The organism is Allorhodopirellula solitaria, assembly GCF_007859855.1.
GTDB classification, from domain to species: domain Bacteria; phylum Planctomycetota; class Planctomycetia; order Pirellulales; family Pirellulaceae; genus Rhodopirellula; species Rhodopirellula solitaria.
The window spans coordinates 395,776-412,732 of the sequence record NZ_SJPK01000003.1; the positions used below are offsets into that span (position 1 = coordinate 395,776).

A 16,957-nucleotide genomic window follows, 5' to 3' on the forward strand; every position below is an offset into this window, starting at 1 on the left:
TTGGGGAGTCCACGATCACGTCCATCGGAACCACGACGCTTGTCTCGCCGCCGCCATCCTTATCGCGACCTCGCCGCACTCATTCTAGCGACCTATTTCGCCGTTACGGCCCTGTATGTGGTCGCGACTGCGTGGGCGGTGTCGACCGGGCGATTGCCAGCAACGGGACGCTGGCAAGGAGCCTTTCAGGATGCACTTCTGCCACGGATTAACGAAGTGGTGGTATTCACGTTCTTTGCCGCTTGCGGTGCGAGCGTGGGTAGTTTTCTGAACGTGGTCGTGTGGCGACTGCCTCAAGGGCTCGGGGTGGGCGGACACTCGTTTTGTCCGCGCTGTCGCAATACTCTACGCGTCCGCGACAATGTTCCGGTCTTTGGATGGTTGTGGTTGGGAGGGCGTTGTCGGGATTGTCGACTGCCGATCTCCCCACGCTATCCCATCGTCGAGGCCTGTCTGGCGGTGACCTTTGCCCTGGTCGGCACGGTTGAGCTGTATGGGTGGAACCTGCCGTTTCAATCGACCCCGTTTCGCTGGTCGATGGACTCACCACGGGTCAGCGGCACCCAGCTCTTGACTGCGATTTATCATCTGGTGGGGCTTTCGGTTGCCTGGGCGATGGGATTGATTCGCTACGACGGCAATCGCATTCCCAGCCCGCTGGTGATCTTTGCTGCGGTTTGGTTGATGGGCGGGCAGTTGTTGTGTCCATCCTTGGGGATTGTGCCTTGGCAGATGACGGTGCCGACGGATTGGCCGCCAGCGGATTGGCTGCAGTCGGGGCAATGGACGTTCGATTCGGCGATGGTGACCAACGCGCTGATGCGGCTGTTGACGGCGTTGGCTGCGGCCGCATTTTTTGCCCGGGTGTTGGCTAGGGCATGCTGTCCGCACGCTGACCTGAAGCTCGACCCGATGGGGGAACAAACCGGTCGGCTGATCGATCTGACGCTGCTCATCGCGGTGGTTTCGCTGATGGTGGGTTGGCAGGCGACCAGCGGCGTGCTGGTCGCCGCATCCGGGCTGGCGTGGCTGTGGGGCCGGATCATTGAGCAGGACGTCGCGGTGGCCGATCGACACAACGCGTTGGCGAGATTGGCTGTGTGTTTACCGGTTGTACTGACTTGCCAGATTGTGCTGTGGCGGTCGCTGTCACAATCGGGGTGGTGGCCGGGAGAACACTCATCGCCGGGCCTGATCATGGCGTATGGTTTAGGGACGCTTCTGATTCCACTTTGGTTGCGTGACCCGCTAAAATGGGACCACGCCCCTCCACCCCATGACCCATCACCAGGTATCGAGCAGCGAATTGACCGAGAGTGAGGAAATCGACTTGATTCGCCGAGCGTTGGCGGGCGAGGAACAGGCGTTTGAATCGCTTGTTCTTCAGCACCAAGATCGGCTGTTCCATGCGATGACGCACGTCACCGGTTCGGTTCACGACGCAGAGGAAGTGACTCAGGAGGCATTCATCCGGGCATTTCTGAAATTGGACACGTTCCAACAAAATAGCCAGTTCTTCACCTGGCTGTACCGCGTGGCGTTCAACATCGCATTATCGAGAAAACGACGCAAACGCGTCAAAATCTCACTCGATACTCAGCGTGAGGAACTCGGCAATGACGTCGTCGATCGCGGTGAGGCGGTCGATGCCAACATGATCCGCCAAGATGAAGTGAGTTTGGTGCAGGCGGCCCTCAGCGGTCTCAGTGAGCAGCATCGTGGGATCCTCGTGCTGCGGGAAATGAACGACGCCTCTTATGACGAGATCGCAGAGATACTTGATCTCTCGATCGGGACCGTGCGCAGTCGCCTCAATCGGGCCCGCAAGCAGCTGCGAATCTCGCTCGAGGAGTTGCGGTCGGCCGTGGAAGAGGATGGTGGCGGGGCCGGCGAGAACTAAGCGGCACCTGTCGAGGAGTTGTTTCGCGGTGAAAAATCTCCTGCCGAACACGTCCAAAGAAAACGCTTCGCGGTACGTCAAGCTGGATTTACCGACAAAATCCGAAAAAACCTGCCGATGCCACCCCCGCACAACCGAAACAGTCAGTAGCACCGTTTGGACCGGTTGGCGATCCTCGCAATCTCCGCATCATGATCGGACGTCTTTCGTCGAAAATGATGGGTCCAAGACCGTGCGGACAATACTAAATAGGGCCGTAGGGAGGCATTTCAATGCGACGCAAATATTTTGGACTGGCGATGGCTGCCGTTGCCACCCTGGGCCCTGCTCAGGTTTATGGTGGTGACCAAGAGATCGCGCAGTCGATCATGGAACGACTCAAGCAAAGCCGCGACGCCGGTGAACTGAAAGACTTTTCGCTGGATATGAAGGTCGACGAGGGCGTCGTGCTCTTCCGCGGAAAGGTCGTGGGCGATCAACAGCGGAAACTCGTCTTGGATGCCTCCGAGGGCATTGAAGGGATCCGCGACGTGGTCGATGAACTCGAAGTCGCGGCTGCCCAGGTCGCCGCTTCCAAACCGGCGAAGATCTATCGCTCGAAATCGGCTGCCAAACCAGTCGAAACTGCTGCTGAGGAAGCTCCCCAGGCCGCCCTCGCGAAGCAGGATAAGAGCGGTTTCGACTTCGCCCATGCACTCGCCAGCCCCGCGGAATCGGGTGAGCTCGTGCCGAAGAAAGGCCAGGAAGTTGTGCCGGGCACGGTTCAGCCGACTGCCGCTTACGAAGGGGCGGAACTGAATCTGCCAATGCCCGCACCGGCTGGCGATTCGCAGCAATCCTCGATGGTAGACGAGCAGCTCACTCAAGCTGTCGTGCGTGCGATCGGACGCGCTCAAACCGAAGGTTATATCAAGAACTTTGGCGTGGACGTCAACGTTTCCAACGGCATGATCGAACTCAAAGGGCATGCGGCATCGCAGGAGCAAAGTCAGTTCATCGCCAAGGTGGCGGAGCACGCTCCGGGGGCACGCGGCGTTCGCAATCACATCGAGATTCAGGGTAACGGTGCTGTCGATTCGACACGCGTGCAACCGGCCACACACCGCACCAACACGCAGCAAATGGCTTCGTCGGGTGGATTGCAACCGCTGCCGCCAAGCTCAGCGATGCAACGTCCGATGCCAGGGCAAATGCCGGGTCAGATGACTCCGCAGCAGCAAATGCAGCGGCAACAGCAAATGCAAGCCATGCAGGCTCAAATGCGTATGCGAGGCGGCGTGCCTGCCCAGGCGGCATCCTACGGGAACCCACAGGTGATCAACGGTGAGCGGGTCGTGCCCGGCAGCATCGTCAATCACGGACCGACCGGCAACACCTACGGCGGTCCCGCCAATGGCCAGTACTCCGGCGGTGCCCCGATGATGGGGCAACCCGTGCCGATGGCTGCTGCCGCTCCAGCGGGTGCTCCCCGCTACGATTCGCCGAACCTGCCCAACTACGCTTGGCCTGGTTACGCCGCCAACAGCAACTATGCGGCTGTTTCCTATCCGCAACAGTACAGCCCTTCGGCGTTCCCATTCATCGGACCGTTCTATCCCTACCCACAAGTCCCATTGGGATGGCGTAAGGTGAGCCTCGAATGGGACGACGGCTGGTGGTTCCTGGACTTCACGGACAAATAATCGTCCGCGGAGAAAATCGCGAAAAACCAACGCAACTTAGGCTCGATGCTTCTTTCTTAGAGGCATCGAGCCTTTTTTTTGTTATTCTACGAAATGCTCCTTCTTTTCTGAATCTTCTGCAACGATCCCCCATGTCCAGCGCCGAATCTCTCGAACGCCTCGATGTCGCCCTCACTCCCCAGCAGCGATTTGAGGAGTATTTGCAGAGCCGGGGCCAGCGCCAAACCAAGCCTCGAAAGTTTCTCGTTGAGAATATCTTTTCGCAACATTCCCACTTCGATGCGGATGAGTTGATCGAGAAACTGCCACGCAAAGGTCAGCCCGACTACGTCAGCCCCGCGACCGTCTACCGATCGCTGCGTGAATTCGTCGACGCGGGGCTGCTCAACAGCTTCCAGCTCGATGGTCGAACCGTCTACGAGCTCGATTACGGGTATCCCGAACACGACCACCTGTACTGCACCCGGTGCCGAAAACTGATCGAATTCCGCAGTGAACCGCTGATGGAAATCCGCAACAATGTCGCCGCAGAGCACGGATTTCGCGTTACCGGCCACCGCTTGATCGTGCACGGAACCTGCCGCGACTGCACCGGTAGCCGACGCACCAAACGCAAACAGGATTTGGTCTGATCCGTAGGTACGCACGATCCTCCCCCGGGGAGGGTTCGCTTCATTCCAATCTGCGAAACATCAGTAGACGCATCTCAGCCACCTGCGCGCCCACCACTTTCTTTGCCCGCAAGCGAAGTTTCGCTCGTCCGGGTGTCAATTCGATCACGCCGAGTGTCATCGGTTCCCAGCGGCGGACGTAGGATTCCTGACGTGGCACGCGATCTTCTTCCGCCCCGATAAGTGGACTTTCCACGGCACGCTCGATCTTTGCAAGGATCGATTGTTCCCCGAGTGATAGTTCGACAGTCGACCCAAGTTCTTGGCTGGGGCACGCGTAGTACATCTGCACCTCGTAGCTGCCCGAACCGAGCACGTCGACGTCCCAAGTGATCTCACTGTCGGTGTCTGTCCAGTTCTTCAGGTAGGTGCAGTTGGGAAAGCGATTGCTACGCTCGATCGTGCCACGAAATTCGGCATCTCGGGCGGGCAGCTGGGTCCAGGTCGCCTCGGGATGCCCGATTGGGAAAGGTCGATTGATTTCGTCACCTGTTTCCGGCCAACTCGCCTTCCACGCGGTCAACTGTTTGTCCAACCGCTTGGCGATCGAGGGGTGGCTATCGCGCAGATCGGTTGTCTCGCCCCGCTCTTCGGCAATGTCGAACAGCCTGCCATCACTGTGATAGCGGAAACGTTCGGATCGGACGGTTAACCGATTGCGCCAGTAGCTAAACAGCAACCGGGATGAAGCGGAGGCTTCGACCGCGGCTCCCGTTAATCGATCCACCAGCGAAACGCCATCGACTGGTTTGCCCGGCAACTGCTCAGCCCGCCAGTTGATTCCCGCGAATTCACTGAGGGTTGGTAGCAGGTCAATGGCCGCACAGATCGGCTGGACCTTCGTCCCAGTTGCGATGCCGTTCGGATAGCGAATCAAACAGGGCGACCGCAAACCACCTTCGGTTGTCGCGCCCTTGCGACCTCGCATACCGCCGTTGTACCGCCAGCCGTTGGGGCCGTTGTCGCTGAAATAGACGATGATGGTATCCTCGGCCTGTCCCGTCTCGTCGAGATGGTCCAGCAGCCGACCCACGTTGTCGTCGATGTTCTCACACATCGCCAAGGCCGCACGGGTGTGCGCGTCGTCTTGACGTTCGGCGTTGGCGGCCACAGGATCGGGGACGATTTCCCGGTCGGCGAACCGGTCCCAATAGGCCTGCGGAACCTGCATCGGTGAATGCGGTGTATTTAACGCCAAGTACACGAAAAAGGGGCGGTCACGATGGTTGCCGATGAAGTCGATCGTACGTTGAGTCAAGTCATCAGGAAGGAACCCATTCCCCTGAACAATGCGGCCATTGTGTTCGAGCATCGGATCAAAGTAGTTGCCCCAGTGACCGCTACAGAACCCGTAGTAGTCTTCGAACCCGCGAGCGTTGGGGTGATAGGGCCACTGCATCCCGCTATGCCATTTGCCATAGGCGGCCGTGGCATATCCCGCCTCGTCGAAGAGGTCGGCAATCGTTCGCTCATCGGCGTCGAACCGCTCCCCGCCCGACGACGTGCTGTAGACGCCCATCCGCGTGTGGTAGCGCCCCGTCAAGAACTCCGCTCGTGTGGGTGAGCACACCGCACACACATAAAAGTTTTCGAGCTGGGCTCCATCACGAGCTAAAGAGTCAATCCTCGGAGTCGACAGATTCGGGTTCCCGTGCAAACTCAAATCGCCCCAACCTTGGTCATCGGCAAGGATCACAATGACATTGGGAGATGCGCTCGATTCAGCGTGAAGGGATGTGGACTCAATCGTTGGCGGCAACAGGATTGCGAAGCTCGCCAGTACGAGAGTTGTCAATCGATGTCGTACTGGACGCGGGCCGCGACGGCGGCAGTCGGTCCACCCCGTCGCACGGTTCGGTTGGGCAGATAGCGGAATCATGCGGGGACTCTATTCCAGGTTGGGCGAGTGCAATCGGTTAGCTAGGGTACTCAATAACCGCAGGCTATTGTCCACGACCGCTTCACAGTCTCACGTGAACACCTTCAGGCGATTGCCCTGCCACATCAGCACGTCGCCCGGGATGCGTTGAAGTTCTTGCGGACGTCGCAGTATAGCGTTGGCGATCCTCTGCTACAAACAAAGTTCAGAACACGCGATGTGTCCCTCGCCAAGCTCAGAACGGAGGCGTCAAGCAGCGAGAATCTTCAAGAATCAGCGGACTCGGCGCAGCTAGCGTCTCGCTGCTCATCACCCTGTGAGGATGGTTTCGAGGGATCGCGAAAGTTGTACCCCACACCGCGAACCGTTTCGATGAGATGGGCGCTATCGCCCATTTTCTTGCGCAGAGACCGCACGTGGACATCGATCGTCCGTTCGAGCACGAGGGTATCGTCACCAAGGGCCGCATCGATCAATTCAAAGCGACTGAATACACGCCCCGGTTGCCGGATCAACGACTCCAGCAAACGAAACTCACTGCGCGTCAGACGAACGGGTGTGCCATTGATCGTGACGATATACCGGATGGGGTCGATACAGATCCCTTGGCTCTCGATCATTGCCTCGCCGGGAGGCTGGGATTCTCGTCGGCATAACGCTTTGACACGCTCCATCAGCACTTTCACGCTGAACGGTTTCGTCACATAGTCATCGGCGCCCAGGGAAAACCCAATCAACTGATCCGTTTCCTCAGCCTTGGCTGTCAACATCAGCACTCGGATGTTGGTAGTTGCTGAATCGGCGCGAAGTCGCCGGCAGACTTCCAATCCGTCGAGAACGGGCAACATCAAATCGAGAATGATGACCCCGGGGAGTTTCAGCTTTGCTTGTCGGAGCCCCTCTTCTCCATCGGTAGCAAGAACAACTTCATATCCCTCACGCTGTAGGTTGTACGTGACAATTTCAGCCAAGGAGAAATCGTCTTCGATCAATAAAACGGTTGGTTTCGGCATGGGATTGGATTGGGCTGTGGCAGATGGATGAGTCGCATTCTTAATTCTATCGGAATCGCTGGAGAGCGAAAATCAGCGATGGCGGACGATCTCGCCGTCGACCAAGTAAATCGCATCTTCGGCGATATTGGTCGCCAGATCACCGATTCTCGCAAGGTGTCGGATGGCGGAAAAGCAATGCAGGCCGGGCACCACCCATTGGCTCCGCGTCTGCATCGAGTTTTGCAACAGTTCGATCAGGTGTTCATTGAGTTCGTCGACGATATTGTCTCGTTGAATGACCTCACGGGCGGCAGCGGTGTCGAGGTGCACGAAAGCGTCTAGCGCGCCCCGTACCATACTGCGCACATGGGCGACCATGGGATCGACCGCCTTGGGAATCTTGAACTCTGGATACTCGCGTACACCCCGAGCTCGATCGGCGATATTGACCGCTAAGTCGGCGATCCTCTCCAGGTCATTATTCACTTTCACGACAGTTGCAATGCGGCGGAGATCGACAGCAACCGGATGGTGCAGTGCCAGCATCTTTAAACATTCTTCTTCGATCGCTACCTCAAAGCGGTCGACGGTTTCATCCTCCGCCGTCACCTCGTCGCAGAGTTCGAGCCTACCGTCGCGCAAGGCCATGGCAGCTTTGCCAATCATGTCTTCGACAATCGTGCATAGCGACAAAATATCACGGTGCAGTCGATCCATGTCCCGATCGAGATGTTTGGTCATCCTAAATTATCCAAACTTACCGGTGACGTAGTCTTCGGTTTGCTTTTCCGTGGGGCAGGTAAAGACTTGGTCGGTCGTGCCGAATTCAACAACCTTCCCCTGATAAAAGAATGCTGTCATGTCGGAGACTCGCGACGCTTGCTGCATGTTGTGCGTCACGATCACGATCGTGAACTGTTGACGCAATTCGAAGATGAGGTCTTCGATCGCGCTCGTCGAGATGGGGTCGAGAGCTGAGCAGGGCTCATCCATTAACAGCACCTCAGGGCCTGTCGCGATCGTGCGGGCAATGCAGACTCGTTGTTGCTGCCCTCCGCTGAGACCCAGGGCTGGTTTATGAAGCCGATCTTTGACCTCGCTCCACACCGCTGCCTTGCGTAGGGACCACTCCACCAAAGCATCCAGCTCTGTTCGTGTTAGCTTCAGATGCAGCCGCGCGCCGTAGGCAACGTTGTCGTAGATGGACTTGGGAAATGGGTTCGGTTTCTGAAAGACAATTCCGACGCGGCGGCGAAGTTCCACGACATCCGTGCTCGACGCCAATACGTCGAGGTCGTGCAGGTGCAATTGTCCCGTCGACCGAGCAGTCGGGACAATGTCGTTCATGCGATTGATCCACCGCAACAACGTCGTCTTGCCGCAGCCACTCGGGCCGATAAACCCAGTTACCTGTTTCGACGGGATTTGCAGGTTGATTTGATCGATCGCCTGATAGTCGCCATAGAACGCATTGAAACTGTCGAAGGAGATAGCGATGGGGGGAGATGACTCCGGCCGGGATGGTTCTGACAACGGATTCCGAGCCCCTGTCGGCTGCAGCGCCGCTGGTGGATCTGCGGCTGGGATGCGTTCAGGTTTCAATGTTTCTGCCGGAGCCTGTTTTGTCTTGGTGAAGGTCATGACAGTGACTTCTGTGTGGTTTGGCGAATGAACACGGCGATGGCGTTGAACGAGAGTAGGATTCCTAACAGCACGATGATTCCCTGGGCAGCGACTGCATGGAATTCCTGCTGAGGTTGGGAAGCCCAATTGAAAATCTGCAACGGCATGACCGAAAAATCATCCATCAAATTTGCAGGGCTCGATCCGACATAGATAATCCCGCAGATAATGAGAATGGGAGCTGCCTCCCCGATCGCGCGGCTCATCGCGAGAATCGATCCTGTCATGATCCCTGGGATGGCGCAGGGAAGCGTGACGTTTTGAACGGTCTGCCAACGTGTGGCACCGATTCCCAACGACGCTTCTCGCAGTGATTCTGGGACGCCGCGGAGCGCTTCTTGCGCGGCAATGATCACAACAGGCAAGACAACAAGCATTAAAGTCAGCCCGCCGGTCAACACTCCGCGACCGAACGGAAAGCGGAAGTAGTACCAGGCTTTGTCGCTGATGATCCCGGACTCCGCATCCGTTCGCAGCGTGACAGCGCGCAGTTCCGGAGACTTCGGTAGCAACTCTCGTGGTCCGATCACGTTGACCTCGACGGAGGCACCGGCGCTCGTCAATGCGGTCATCGGAGATTTCACGACAGTCGCGGCAGCTTGCCGGTCGGGCACGGGAACACGCAGGATGCGGTCTCCCTCGCTGAGGAATTGGTGGTAGTGGTCGGCACCGACTTCAAAAATGGGTTGATGGGCACTCCCGGTGAGGCCGAACATTCCCGCAAAGACCGTCAGGCCGAGCATCCCGTACACAACGGAGGGAACACTCGCCAGGTTGCTGATGTTCAATTGCACGAAGCTCTGAAACATCCTGGCGAACTTACCCCGGGCAGGAAACTCTTCCAAGAAGACCGCCGTCGCTACGCCGATGGGGAGAGCGAAGAGTCCGCAGACGCCGCACACCCAGATGGAACCAAACATGGCTGGCTGGATCCCTGCCTCCGAAGCCACCGAACTCGGTGCCGATCGGAGAAACTGCCAATTCATGCCAGGCAACCCTGCGTACAGGATCGACCCCAGCAGCACGGCTAGGATCACGATCGAAGCGAATGCCGTGAACATGCAGAAGTACACGAATAGCCGATCGATACGGTGACGCCGGGAGAGTGAGCGATGCTGTGACTCGCTCGCTCGGGGCGGTTCGGCAGATGGCCCTGGGATCATTGCCGATGGCATGGGATCCTCGCGAAGAAAGCTCATTGGTACTCCTCCCGAAATCGGTTTCGCACCAGCGACCCGATGACGGTCAAGGTAAACGTCATTAAGAAGAGCACCGCGGCGACCGCATACATGGAAAAGTACCCCATGCCTTGATGGCTAGCGTCGCCCAAACACATCTGCACGATCCATCCGGTCATGGTTTGTACTTCTTGACGTGGGTCGAGCGTCATGCGAGCGGTGGCTCCCGCTGCCAAGGCGACGATCATGGTTTCACCGATCGCTCGGGAAATAGATAACAAGCAAGCAGAAACAATGCCCGAGAGAGCGGCGGGAACCACCACGGTTGTCGAAACATCGAAGCGAGTTGCGCCTAAACCGTAGGCGGCGTCTCGAAGGCTACGCGGCACCGCTCGCAGTGCATCCTCGGCAAGTGAGCAGACCGTCGGCAAGCAGAGAATCCCCACCGCGATCCCGGCGCTCAACGCGTTGTAAATATTGAAACCTTCATGAAAGAACTTCAGTCCGGGAGTGATCACCATCAGGGCAAAGTAGCCATAGACCACCGTGGGAACGCCCGCCAATACCTCCAGGGTTGGTTTTAGAATCGATCGCAAACGACTCGATGCGTACTCGCTCAGGTAAATCGCTGTGACCATCCCGAGCGGCAGAGCGACCAGCATCGCAATCCCCGTTACGAGCAGCGTTCCGCAGATAAGCGGCCAGACCCCGATCTCGCCTCCAATCAAAGGCGACCATTTCGTGCCGCTGATGAAATTAGAGAAGTCGACGCCATCGAGCCCGAAGAATCGAATCGATTCCCGCAGCAGCACAACGATAATCGTGAAAGTAATGAATACCGATAACGCGGAACAGGCGAACAAAATGCCTCGAACGCAGCGGTCACGGAACCGGGCTGCGGCACGCGACCGACGCCGCGATGGCTGATGAACGAGATGCGAGATGTCGTTTGCAGAGATGCCGATGGACAAGAGGGTTACTCCGCGCCAACGAGGTTGTCGGTACGATAGAGCTCAGAAAGAGTGCCTGTCTGTTTTTCCATTGTCTCGTTGAGGAAATGGACTCCCGCGAGCCGATTCTCAACATGCTCGGTTCCTCGCTCATAGATCTCATCAGTCAGGGCCACGTAGTTGACCTGCTCGGCGAGATTACCGGCGTTCGCTAGATAGAACTTGAGGAACTGCTTCACTTCCGGCCGCTTCAGCGAGGCGACATTGATGTACAGGAACAATGGACGACCAAATGGAGCGTAGCTGCCATCTTCGATCGTTTCGGATGTCGGCGCGACGGCCTCACCGGTTTCTGGATTGACAATCTTGACTGCTTTGATTTTGTCTTGGTTGGTGAAGTAATACGAGGCGCCGAAGAACCCAATTGCGCCTTTCTCACCGGCGACACCATTGACGAGATTATTGTCATCTTCACTCACGGACATGTCGTCTCGGGGATGCTCCATCTCTTCATTTTTGGCGACCACGTCGCCAAAGAAATAGTCAAACGTTCCTGAATCTGTCCCGGGGGCATAGATCTTGATTTCAGTGTCAGGCCAGTCTGGATTGACGTCTTGCCATGTTTTCGCCCCGCCCTCTTCCAGAAAGATCATTTTAAGTTGGTCAATGGTCAGGGAGTCGACAAAGTTGTTTTCTTTGTTGACGACGATGGAGAGTCCATCGTAAGCGATCGGCAACTCCACAAAGCGGACACCGTTCTCGCGACAGACAGCCAGCTCATCGGGTTTGATCGGACGCGATGCATCGGAAATATCGGTCTCGCCGAGGGCAAAGCGACCGAAGCCACCACCGGTGCCTGAAATCGCGACAGTCACCCGGACGTTGCGAAACTCCTTTTCAAACGCTTCGGCCGCTGCCGTACTGATTGGGGCGACCGTGCTCGAACCATCGATGCTGATCGACCCCTCGATATCCTTCACTTCACTGGCCAACGCGTCCGTTGCCAGCGCATCATCCAGAGGGGCTCGTTCAGAGCGATCGCGGCAACCACCGAGAAACATCAGGATGGCGAGAGAACTCGTCAGGGCGAGAGCCGGTAGGGGGTAAACCCTCAACGGGCCGGTGCGTCTGAGCGTCATGGTTCGTTCTCCGGTCCGTATTGCTTTGCTGTGCTGTGCCTTGAAGTTACGGCGAGATCGTAAAGCAATAGGATGAAGAACGCGTTAAGAAACGGTGATCGCTGAGTGAAACTAATCGCCGGGGCGCCCGCCTAATCCGCCGCCACCGGCAAACTGACACGGAAGGTAGTGCCCTCTCCCCAGACGCTCTGCAGTTCGACGGACCCGTTAAAGGAAAGGCAAAGATGCTTGACAATTGACAGCCCCAATCCAGTCCCCCCCAGATCGCGAGAGCGGGCTTCGTCTACCCGGTAAAACCGCTCGAAGATCCGCTTCTGATGCTCCGGCGCGATCCCGATCCCAGTGTCCTGAACCTCGAGGATGCATTGCTGATCTTCTACCGACCAGCGAACGGTGACCTTCCCATCTTCCGGAGTGTATTTAACGGCATTGCTGAGCAGGTTATCGAGTACCGTCCGCAAACCGTTCTCATCCGCGACGACAACAACGCGTTCGGGAGGTGGTTCGACGAGCAGGCGGATGTTTTTTTGCTTCGCTGACTGGGCGCTCATCCGCACGCTGGCATCGACAACGTTCTGCACAGCCACCTGTGTAATATCAAACGCTTCTTCACCTGCTTCGACCCGAGCGATATGCAGCATGTCGACAATCAGCTGGTGCAAGCGTTCGGCTTGCTCTTCGATTCGGTTGACGAAGATGAGGTTGTTCTCTTCATCGCGAATGGCGCCGTTGCGGAGTGTTTCGGCGTAGGCTTTGATGGATGCCAATGGGGTTTTCAGTTCGTGAGAGACGTTGGCCACGAACTGGTGACGGAGACTCTCGAGTCGCCGCAATTCGGAGATGTCGTGCAGCACGACGAGCACGCCTGGGGATGGGTAGCCCGGCAAACGAGTCGCTCGCAAGGCGAGATCCCGCCGGACGGCACCCTCGGAAACAAACTCAGTCTTGACCGTCGCTCCCGTACTCAGGCACTTCCTCACGGCATCGTGGAGCGGGCGGCAGCGCGTCAATTCCAGTAGGGGCCGGCCGACCGCTTCGGGCATACTGAGCATCCGCCGGCTGGCGTCATTGGCCATTACCACGTTCTCGTTGGCATCGACGGCGATGATGCCTTCGAGCAGATTGCCCAGTACCGTCGATAGCTGCTCGTTGCGCTCCCGGAGTTGGCCGAAACGGGTGGCGAGCTCCGATTGCATCTGGTTGAAGGCTGCCGACAGCGTCCCAACTTCATCGCTGCTATGGACACGAGCGAGTTCTTGAGATTTGCCGTCCGAGATCGCTTGAACATTCCGGGTGAGAAGGGCCAGCGGATGAATGATTCGGCCGATCAGCAGGTAGGTGATGACCGTCGTGAGCAAGCCAAACAGAAGCGTAAAGGTTAACAGATATCGCCGCGTGTTCGCCATTCGCTCGCTGATCGCATCCATCCGCGCGGCGACCCGGACGAATGCATGCGAGCCGTCGTCGAGTTCCGTTTTCAGAGCCACGTAGAGCATCTCCACTCGCAGCGTTGGGCTCAGCCGAGTCGCGGTGCCCATGGTCTCGTCAGCGGCTTCGATGAGTTCCGGACGATTGCCGTGATCGAGCATCAATCGGGGACTGCGCTCCGAGTCCGCCTGGACCACGCCGGAGGAGTCCACAATCGTGATCCGCAATTGGGTTTGATCCGCCAGACGCTGGACCAAGGATTGCAGCTGCGCTTGCTGGTCGCTCAGATCCCCCGCCGGGGCATCACCGATGAGACAGTCGCGAATATGGCTGCGCAGGATAATGGCAGTCTCATAGAGCCGTTGCTCGGTTTGATGTTTGAGTTCGTAACGCTGCGATGCATTGACCACATAGAGTACTCCCGTGGCTAATGCCAAACTGAGTCCGATGTAGACCGCAAATATTTTCCAGAACAGCCGTGAAGACCACATGGCTCAGTTGTCTGCGCAGTGGGAGTGGTGGCTGCCAAGACTCGCAGTGAAAAAAACAGCTCGAGGGGCACGAGGTATCACGGCAACCATAGCTTTAAGCGGTTATTGAGCATGCCCGGAAGCGCTTTTTTAACGAAGCGTTTGATCTGCGCGTCGCTGCAGCGAGTCGAAAGGTGGGATCCGATCACCAGTTCATTCTTGAATTTGTCTTGACGATCGCGGTAATCGTCCACGTGCATGTGACCGTGTTTGTGAATCTTGGCGCGGCGGTGTTCGGGAGCTGCGAAGGTCAGTTCACTAACGAGGATTTTGGCATCATAGAATTCCGGATTGTCATCGAGTCCTTGCGGGGCCGTGTCGCCGGTGTAAGCAAACAGCGGCACACGAATTTCCGTCGTGATCTCAGTACCGGCCTGCCGCAGGTCTCGGATCTCCTCGCCCGATAGGGTGAGATACTCCGCTTTGAGCTTGTGCCGCCGCTGGTAGACAATGAAACCAAGGGCTTCGATGGTATGCTTGACCGCGACGCTCTTGACGATGATCTCGCGGCCGATTGGGGTTTCGTCTCCACCGAGCAAGCCGATCAATTCGCAGGGCATGGCGCCGCGGTCGAGCGAGCGAAAGTGCTGGAGCATTTTCCAGGCTGGATCGACGGCGCAATCAGGAAGATAGATCACCGGCGGGTCCATCTTCATCATCCGCCGGCGGGAGACGTAGGCGGGCAACGCAGCAATATGATCCAAATGCGCGTGCGAGATGAACATCGTCGGGGTGCCCATGAAATCCCATGGCTGGGCACCGGCATCGAACAGCAGCTTCAATTCGTTCACACGCCAACACGTTTGCACTGCGGCGCGAGAGTATCCCTCGATGGTCAAACCATCATGGACGTGTGAAGAGAGGGGGACGTTGTCGGTCATGCTTTGAGGGGAAGGTCGGCTGGTTGTCGATTCCGGGACGGCAGCTCGGGCCACGCTCGGAGTAATTTAACCGGTCCGTCGCGATGGCGTAATGCGTCGCCGGCGGCCGAGACGCCCTGATCCGGTCCGTCGCAACCCGGGCCATTTGCAAAACCCGGATTGGGGGATTTTGTGAAAAAAGAGGAAGAATCGGAAAAGGTGGTCAAGCATTCCGCGAGCGGTTGCCGATGAGGAGGGTGATAGAGCGATTCAACCGATCGAAAATAACTCGTTTTCAACGAAGTGTGAAACATGGATGACGCACACATCTCTCAACACGGTCCGCGGTCACACCGCGATCCCGTTCAGCGTTCCTGCCGCCAATATCGCCGGCAACTGCTAGCGACCTTCCTGATTGGCGGGACGCTCAGTCTGTCTTCCGTCGGGTGCGCCGGACGTTCCATGTCGCTGGCGTCGATGAACCCATTCAAGGCCGAGCCCAGCGAGACCACCGCCGCCGAAACGCCCAACCAGTTGGTTTCCTCGACCACCGAGATGGCGTCGGGCACGGTGACGGCTTCGAAAAATCTCGTCGCCAAGACGTCCAGCAAGATCGGCAGTTGGTTCGGTCGCGATAGCGAGCCAGCCGGCGAGAACGATTCCGTGGCATCGGACAGTGATCCCGAGCAGTTGCAGCCGGATGTTTTCGTAGCCAACGGCCAGCTTTGGGAATCGACCGGAAATCTTTCCAAGGCGATGGAAAGCTACGCGAAAGCTCTCGAGAGTGACCCGGAAAACGGTCCCGCTCTGACGAGTATCGCTCGCCTGCACTTTCGCGAATCCCGCTACCCCGAGTCGGCGGAATACTTCCAGAAAGCCATTTCGCAGAATCCGCAGGACGCAGCCCTCTACAACGACCTCGGCCTGACACTGAGCAAGTTGGAGCAGCATGAGCTGGCCGCGCAGACACTGCAGCGGGCTCTTGAACTCGCCCCAGGGACGTCACGCTACGCCAATAATCTCGCTAGCGTGCATTTTGAGTCGGGGAAAACCGATCAGGCCCTCGAGGTCTTGAAAGCAAATAATAAAGCCGCTGTCGCTCACTTCAATATGGCGTTCCTGTTCTACAAGAAGGGGCAAATCGCCAACGCGAAGTCGCAGTTGACGCAGTCGCTTGCCCACGAAAACGAGGCCTCGGCCGATCCCGCGACCAAACGGGCGATCGATCGATCGCGTGAAATGCTCGCTCAGATGGACGCCAGTGGCCAATCGCCTGCAAGCGTGCCGAGCCAACCAACAGATCTGCCTGGCGAAGTCGGTCCCGCTGCTGGACCTGCCGCCATCGTTGCTGCCGCGCCAGCACATCGGTCCAATCAAGCACCCCAAGTGCTCGGGCAAATGAAGCCGCAGCAAAAATCGGGCACTCCGATGACACCCGTTAGCTACCAGGATCCGCGCAGCTACATGGCTCCCCAGTTGCCGAGCGACGGCGGAGCATCGCCAGCGAGCACGCCTGCTGCAGGTGGCGCGGCAACCACGCCCGTGCCAACTCAGATGCCTGCCGCCACACCGGCAACACCGGGGGACAAAGCGACTGGCGAGGCCGAAACAAGCCCCGCAGCCGCTCCACCGAGCACGCCACCATCGGCTACCGGGTTCGGATTGCCAGGCGGCTTCCAGTTCCCCGGAACCTAGCCCCATAGTCGTCCGACCGCTCTGCCGGTCGGTCGCAGTCGATGTGCGCTTCGCACGAGACGTATGCGGCAACCCAGAGCGCGTTAGATTAGCATTTCGGGATGGCTGATTTGTTGGTTTGCCTGCCGTGTGAAGTCGAGTGGATGCTCTATTTGTTCGTCGAGCAGGTCGCAGGCGTTGGATGCTATTGAGGGAGCCCGGCTGGTGATGAGAGAGGGACGCCTCGTGCGAAGCGCACCTCGGCTGAGCTCTCGCGACGGGCACAGCCGTCGGTCGACAATCGGCTTGCGTTTGGTGGGTCCCATAGTCGTCCGACCGCTCTGCCGGTCGGTCACAGTCGATGTGCGCTTCGCACGAGACGTATGCG

The 16,957-nt window shown here is 57.9% G+C and carries 14 protein-coding genes; 5 read left to right on the forward strand and 9 right to left on the reverse strand.

Features of this window, described 5'->3' with window-relative positions:
• The first annotated feature begins 39 nt into the window (after window positions 1–39).
• From CA85_RS25955 to CA85_RS07750, 4 genes are all read left to right on the forward strand, one after another.
• Window positions 40–1,320 carry an A24 family peptidase gene (locus CA85_RS25955; protein ID WP_315852701.1) on the forward strand — a complete coding sequence of 427 codons (1,281 nt, stop codon included), beginning with the start codon at window positions 40–42 and terminating at the stop codon, window positions 1,318–1,320.
• Entirely contained in the window at window positions 1,277–1,900 is a 624-nt protein-coding gene (locus tag CA85_RS07740; RefSeq protein ID WP_146390731.1) for an RNA polymerase sigma factor, read from the forward strand. The genes CA85_RS25955 and CA85_RS07740 overlap by 44 nt, the downstream gene beginning before the upstream one ends.
• 272 nt (window positions 1,901–2,172) lie before the next feature.
• Window positions 2,173–3,582: a BON domain-containing protein gene (locus tag CA85_RS07745; protein WP_146390732.1), complete on the forward strand. Its 1,410-nt coding sequence runs from the start codon at window positions 2,173–2,175 to the stop codon at window positions 3,580–3,582.
• Between the two features lie 131 nt (window positions 3,583–3,713).
• On the forward strand, window positions 3,714–4,214 hold the full coding sequence (locus tag CA85_RS07750) for a Fur family transcriptional regulator (protein WP_146390733.1): 501 nt from the start codon (window positions 3,714–3,716) through the stop codon (window positions 4,212–4,214).
• A gap of 40 nt (window positions 4,215–4,254) precedes the next feature.
• On the opposite strand, the gene CA85_RS07755 is transcribed toward CA85_RS07750, so the two are convergent.
• From CA85_RS07755 to CA85_RS07795, 9 genes are all read right to left on the reverse strand, one after another.
• Window positions 4,255–6,132, reverse strand: coding sequence for an arylsulfatase (locus tag CA85_RS07755; RefSeq protein ID WP_146390734.1), 1,878 nt, complete (start codon window positions 6,130–6,132; stop codon window positions 4,255–4,257).
• Between the two features lie 266 nt (window positions 6,133–6,398).
• A complete protein-coding gene (locus tag CA85_RS07760) occupies window positions 6,399–7,145 on the reverse strand; it encodes a response regulator (protein ID WP_146390735.1) in 747 nt (248 codons plus the stop codon).
• Window positions 7,146–7,217: 72 nt separating this feature from the next.
• Window positions 7,218–7,868, reverse strand: coding sequence for a phosphate signaling complex protein PhoU (phoU, locus tag CA85_RS07765; RefSeq protein ID WP_146390736.1), 651 nt, complete (start codon window positions 7,866–7,868; stop codon window positions 7,218–7,220).
• Between the two features lie 6 nt (window positions 7,869–7,874).
• A complete protein-coding gene (gene pstB / locus CA85_RS07770; RefSeq protein ID WP_146390737.1) occupies window positions 7,875–8,768 on the reverse strand; it encodes a phosphate ABC transporter ATP-binding protein PstB in 894 nt (297 codons plus the stop codon).
• A complete protein-coding gene (locus CA85_RS07775) occupies window positions 8,765–10,009 on the reverse strand; it encodes a PstA family ABC transporter permease (protein WP_146390738.1) in 1,245 nt (414 codons plus the stop codon). The genes pstB and CA85_RS07775 overlap by 4 nt, the downstream gene beginning before the upstream one ends.
• On the reverse strand, window positions 10,006–10,959 hold the full coding sequence (pstC, locus tag CA85_RS07780; RefSeq protein WP_246112585.1) for a phosphate ABC transporter permease subunit PstC: 954 nt from the start codon (window positions 10,957–10,959) through the stop codon (window positions 10,006–10,008). The genes CA85_RS07775 and pstC overlap by 4 nt, the downstream gene beginning before the upstream one ends.
• A gap of 5 nt (window positions 10,960–10,964) precedes the next feature.
• Entirely contained in the window at window positions 10,965–12,077 is a 1,113-nt protein-coding gene (locus CA85_RS07785; protein ID WP_146390739.1) for a PstS family phosphate ABC transporter substrate-binding protein, read from the reverse strand.
• 131 nt (window positions 12,078–12,208) lie between these two features.
• Window positions 12,209–13,996 carry a sensor histidine kinase gene (locus tag CA85_RS07790; RefSeq protein ID WP_146390740.1) on the reverse strand — a complete coding sequence of 596 codons (1,788 nt, stop codon included), beginning with the start codon at window positions 13,994–13,996 and terminating at the stop codon, window positions 12,209–12,211.
• Window positions 13,997–14,073: 77 nt separating this feature from the next.
• On the reverse strand, window positions 14,074–14,916 hold the full coding sequence (locus tag CA85_RS07795; RefSeq protein ID WP_146390741.1) for an MBL fold metallo-hydrolase: 843 nt from the start codon (window positions 14,914–14,916) through the stop codon (window positions 14,074–14,076).
• A 291-nt stretch (window positions 14,917–15,207) separates the two neighbouring features.
• Between CA85_RS07795 and CA85_RS07800 the strand changes: the two genes are divergently transcribed.
• Complete coding sequence (locus CA85_RS07800; RefSeq protein ID WP_246112586.1) at window positions 15,208–16,590, forward strand: tetratricopeptide repeat protein; 1,383 nt, start codon at window positions 15,208–15,210, stop codon at window positions 16,588–16,590.
• Window positions 16,591–16,957 lie beyond the last annotated feature (367 nt).

Coding starts and splice junctions, on each gene's coding strand:
- CA85_RS07775 (WP_146390738.1), bottom strand. CDS start 10,009: ATGAGCTTTCTTCGCGAGGATCCCATGCCATCGGCAATGATCCCAGGG.
- CA85_RS07800 (WP_246112586.1), top strand. CDS start 15,208: ATGGATGACGCACACATCTCTCAACACGGTCCGCGGTCACACCGCGAT.
- phoU (WP_146390736.1), bottom strand. CDS start 7,868: ATGACCAAACATCTCGATCGGGACATGGATCGACTGCACCGTGATATT.
- CA85_RS07750 (WP_146390733.1), top strand. CDS start 3,714: ATGTCCAGCGCCGAATCTCTCGAACGCCTCGATGTCGCCCTCACTCCC.
- CA85_RS07795 (WP_146390741.1), bottom strand. CDS start 14,916: ATGACCGACAACGTCCCCCTCTCTTCACACGTCCATGATGGTTTGACC.
- pstB (WP_146390737.1), bottom strand. CDS start 8,768: ATGACCTTCACCAAGACAAAACAGGCTCCGGCAGAAACATTGAAACCT.
- CA85_RS07740 (WP_146390731.1), top strand. CDS start 1,277: ATGACCCATCACCAGGTATCGAGCAGCGAATTGACCGAGAGTGAGGAA.
- CA85_RS07760 (WP_146390735.1), bottom strand. CDS start 7,145: ATGCCGAAACCAACCGTTTTATTGATCGAAGACGATTTCTCCTTGGCT.
- CA85_RS07755 (WP_146390734.1), bottom strand. CDS start 6,132: ATGATTCCGCTATCTGCCCAACCGAACCGTGCGACGGGGTGGACCGAC.
- CA85_RS07745 (WP_146390732.1), top strand. CDS start 2,173: ATGCGACGCAAATATTTTGGACTGGCGATGGCTGCCGTTGCCACCCTG.
- CA85_RS07785 (WP_146390739.1), bottom strand. CDS start 12,077: ATGACGCTCAGACGCACCGGCCCGTTGAGGGTTTACCCCCTACCGGCT.
- CA85_RS07790 (WP_146390740.1), bottom strand. CDS start 13,996: ATGTGGTCTTCACGGCTGTTCTGGAAAATATTTGCGGTCTACATCGGA.